The 3,990-nt window shown below is 68.6% G+C and carries 1 protein-coding gene; it reads right to left on the bottom strand.

The genetic code is table 11. The features are described 5' to 3' along the window. Positions 1-277: 277 nt before the first annotated feature. A complete protein-coding gene (locus tag IVA87_RS00670) occupies positions 278-3,673 on the bottom strand; it encodes a tetratricopeptide repeat protein (RefSeq protein WP_247332343.1) in 3,396 nt (1,131 codons plus the stop codon). Between the last annotated feature and the right edge of the window lie 317 nt (positions 3,674-3,990).

Genomic DNA, 3,990 nt, shown 5'->3' with positions numbered 1-3,990 from the left:
CTCATCCCGACACCGCCTCGATTCGACGCAAAATCAAGCGCGCGGGCTGGGATGATGCCTTCCTCCTCAGTATGCTTCGCCATATGCGATAGCCCTGCGCCTGCGGGGGAGGGTTGGGGAGAGGATGTCTCCGCAGTGGGACTCCCCCAGAGGAGAAAACCCTCACCCGGCGCTCGGGGTCGATGCTTCGCATCGCCCGGGAGCGCCGACCTCTCCCGCAAGCGGGAGAGGTGCACCGAGCTCGTGGCTCGCTTGGTCTGATCAAATGCTGCGCGGCTTAATGCGCCGCCGACGCCGACTTCCTGGTCGCGACCGGCTTCGGCGCCGGCTTGGCGCTCGCCTGCGGCGCGCTGTCCCAGCCGCCGGCGGGCGTCGCGACATTGACGGCATCGTCGGGCTGCGGTTCGGCGCTGAAGGTCTGGATTGCGAGCTTGGCGGCGGCGAGCGATTGCGGGTCGAGACGTTTGGCGACGTCATCGCGCTTGCCGGCCGCATCGGCATCGCCCTGGGCGGCGGCCAGGCTGAACCATTTGTAGGATTCGGCGAGGTTCTGTTCGACGCCGATGCCGCGTGCATAGAGAATGCCGAGGTTGAACTGGCTGTCGGCAACGCCGCGGTCGGCCGCTTTGCGGAACCACAGCGCCGCGCTCTTGTAATTGGCGCCACCTCCGCCGCCATCGGCATCGAGCACCGCGAGATTGTGCATCGCCTTGGCGTTGCCGCGCTCGGCGGCCTGGGTGTAGTAGCGGCGGGCAATATCGGCGTCCTTCTTCACGCCAAGGCCCTTCTCGTAGAGCGTGCCGAGACGGAAGGTCGCGGGCACCACGCCGGCCTGCGCCGCGCGGTCGTACCATTTGGCGGCTTCGTCGTAGTTCGCAGCGACACCCTTTCCTTCCGCAAAGCGCACGCCGATCTCGTAGGCCGCGGTCGCATCGCCCTTCATCGCGGCGGTGCGCAGGCCCGGGCCGCCGATGCCGTCGGGCAGCTTCTCGCTCGGCGGCACCTGGATGAGGCCGAGCTTGCCCCGGCTCGTGCCCGACAGCGCGCCGGTGACGTCGCTGGAGACAGGCGGGGCCGCGGCAGGCGCCGGCGGAATATCGACCGAGGCCGAGCTGCCCGGGTTGGCGGCGGGAGCCGGCGCGGCATTGTTCTGGGATTGTCGTCCGATCGGCGTCGGCGAGGTCATCGAGGGTGTGACCTGCTCGGGCGTCGCGGGCTTGGTCTCGACCGAGGGCGGCGGGGCCAGCGGTGTGGGCTGGCTCGACGAATTCTCCATCGTTTGCGGCGCCGGCGGCGCGCTGCCGCCTTCGAGCAGGCCCATCGCCATCTTGAAGGTGCCGAGCACGATCACGACCACGCTCGCGCCGACCAGCAGCGAGCGGATCTTCGACGTGATGGTCGAACCGCCGTCCTTGCCCTTGTCCTTGGAGCGATCGGCCCCCGCCTTGGCGGCGCGGCCGGTCTTTTCCGGCTGCGCGGCGGCGGCCTGGGCGGCGCGGCGCGCCGCGGCGATGAAGCTGGACGATGACACCGGCTCTTTCGGAGCGGTGGGAATTCCGCTGATTGCGCTCTCGGAGGCGGCGATGCGCTCCGACGGCGTGGCGACGCGTCCACCCGGCCGTGTGCCCGGCTCGAGCGGATGATCCGGCGGCAATTCCGGCGCGAGTGCAGCGCGCGCGGGCGCGGTGTGCGGCTCCAGGATTTCGCTGATCGCACGCGGCGGAACGGGCGGTGCCGACGGCACCGGCGGCGCGGCATGGAATTCGCGCGGCGCGGCGGCGAAGGCGGCCTGCGCCTGCGCGGCGGCCGGGTTCGGCAGCTCCGGCTTCAGATCGTATTTCGGCTGCTGCTGCGGCGGCCGCGGCTCGCGCGCCACTGGCGCGGGCTCCATCGGGGCGGCCACCATCGGAGCGGCCATGGGCATCAGCGGTGCCGGCGCGGTGCGCACGGCGCGCAGATCGCCCTCGATCATGGAGAGGCGGTCGACGACATGGCCGAGCGTGTTGTGAACGGCTTCGAGCGAATCCTGTGTATTCCGGTTGGTCTCGGCCTGGCTGAAGCGGATGTCGGAGAGCTCGCGCTTGACGAGATCGACCACGCCCGAATCGGGCGGCGGCGGCGAATTGCGGCTCTCGGCCAGCGCGGAATAGGTCGCCTGCTGCCGCTCCAGGTGCCGCAGGATGTCGTGCAGCCCATCCTCGACGCGGCTCAGATTGCCGCTGCGTGGATCGGAAGCGGCCTCGATCCGCTCCAGCAGATAGGAGACTCGCTGCTCGAGATGGGCGAAGGTCGAGGCCGAATCGTTGCCGACATGCATGCGATCGAAGCGGTCCGACAGCGCGCGGATCGCAGCTTCCAGATGCTCGGTGCTCTCGGACGGCTGGGGCCGCTCGCGGGTTTCCAGCGCCGCCGTGAGCGCCGCGATGCGCTGCTCCAGCACCGCAAAGCTGTCACTCGGGCCGGTGGCGCGGGTGATCTGGTCGACCTTGGACGACAGCAGCTGCACGTCTTCGGACAAACGCGCCAGCGCTTCGTTGGAGGCCACGTTGGAGACGATGCTGCGCAGCGCCGAGATCGCGTCTTCGAGCTGGCGCACTGTCGAGGGATCGTCATTGGCGCGCAGGATCAGATCGAGCTTGGCGCCGAGATTGCGGATCGCCTCGTCATAGCCGGTGAGTTGCTCGGCCGGCGTCAGCGTGCGCAGCACCTGCTTGATGTCGGACAGCGCGCGCTCGATGCCTGATAGGACCTGGCCGTCGGTGCCGTTGGAGCGGGTCTCGTCGATGCGACGGTGCAGCGAGCGGATCTCGTTCTCGATCGATTCGATCGCGCGCCGCGGCATCGCCTCGGTGATGGCGTGACGGATCTCGGCAAGCTCGCTGCGGAAGGCGGTGATCGCCTGCTCGGTATTGTCGGGGCGCTGGAGCGACTCGATCTGGCTCGTGATCTTGAGCAGATGGCGCTCGAGCGAGGAGAAATCCGGCCCCGACGGTTGCGGCGGCGGCGCGTAGGCGGGGGCGGGTGGCGCCGCCATCGGCGCGATCGGCGGCGCGGCGCGCGGCGGCATTGGCCGCGGTGCAAAGCCATCGAGCTCGCTCTGCCGCGCCGTGATCTCGGCGACCGCGACGTCGAACGACGCCGGGCTCAGGGGAGGCGAGCTGCGATAGACCTGGGCTGCCGCGCGCTCGACCGCATCGGCATGGCGCTGGCGCGTCTCGACCGGTGACGGTGGCGGCCGCTGGGTCTGAGGCTGCTGCTGCGGCTTCGAGATTTGCGACAGCCGTGCATCGAGCCGCGAGATCGCATCATTGAGCTGGCGCGCGACGCCCTGCTCGCGCGAGATGTCCTGCCGCGAAGGGTCCTGGCGCGAAGGGTCCTGGCGCTGGGCGGGTTTTGAAATCCGTTCGATCTGCTGGGTGATCGCGTCGAGCCGCTGGTGGATGTCGGCGACTTCGCGGCTTTCCTGGCTCGGTCCGTGCGGCTGGCTCGGTCCTTGCGGAATGTGCTGCGAACGCTGCTCGTAAGGTGCGCGAAAGTTCGGCGCGGCAGTCTCGCCGAGCGTGGAGTTCAGCCAATCGTTGAGTGACATGCCGGCTCTGCGCGCAGCAGCTTCGGCCCGCTCCCGGACGGATGGATCGATGCCGTCAACACTCCACGATACGCGCGAATTCATGACTCTGTCCGGTTCCGACTCCGGCGCCCCACCCGGCGCCTCCAGCCTTCCCTCGCGTGCCGGTTGCAAACACAACCGAATTTGGCGCGGGTCGTCTGCCTCGAAAACCGACTTTTTCCTGTTACGGTAAATAACGGGTTAAGGAACGCTGGCCTGATGTCCTAAAGTTGGGCGGAGGAGCTCAGCCACGAACGAGGTGCGCTCCCTCCCCCGCTTGCGCAGGGGAATCGCATATGGATTTCTCTGGCCTATTGCATTGGAGAGCAAGAGAGATTCTGAAGACGACTCCCAGAGCATGGAGGGGGTCGGATGCGGAG

Source organism: Bradyrhizobium sp. 147 (assembly GCF_023073935.1).
Taxonomy (GTDB): domain Bacteria; phylum Pseudomonadota; class Alphaproteobacteria; order Rhizobiales; family Xanthobacteraceae; genus Bradyrhizobium.
The sequence above is the reverse complement of the archived record's forward strand: the minus strand, read 5'-3'. Positions and strand labels throughout refer to the sequence as shown.

Coding starts and splice junctions, on each gene's coding strand:
- IVA87_RS00670 (WP_247332343.1), bottom strand. CDS start 3,673: ATGAATTCGCGCGTATCGTGGAGTGTTGACGGCATCGATCCATCCGTC.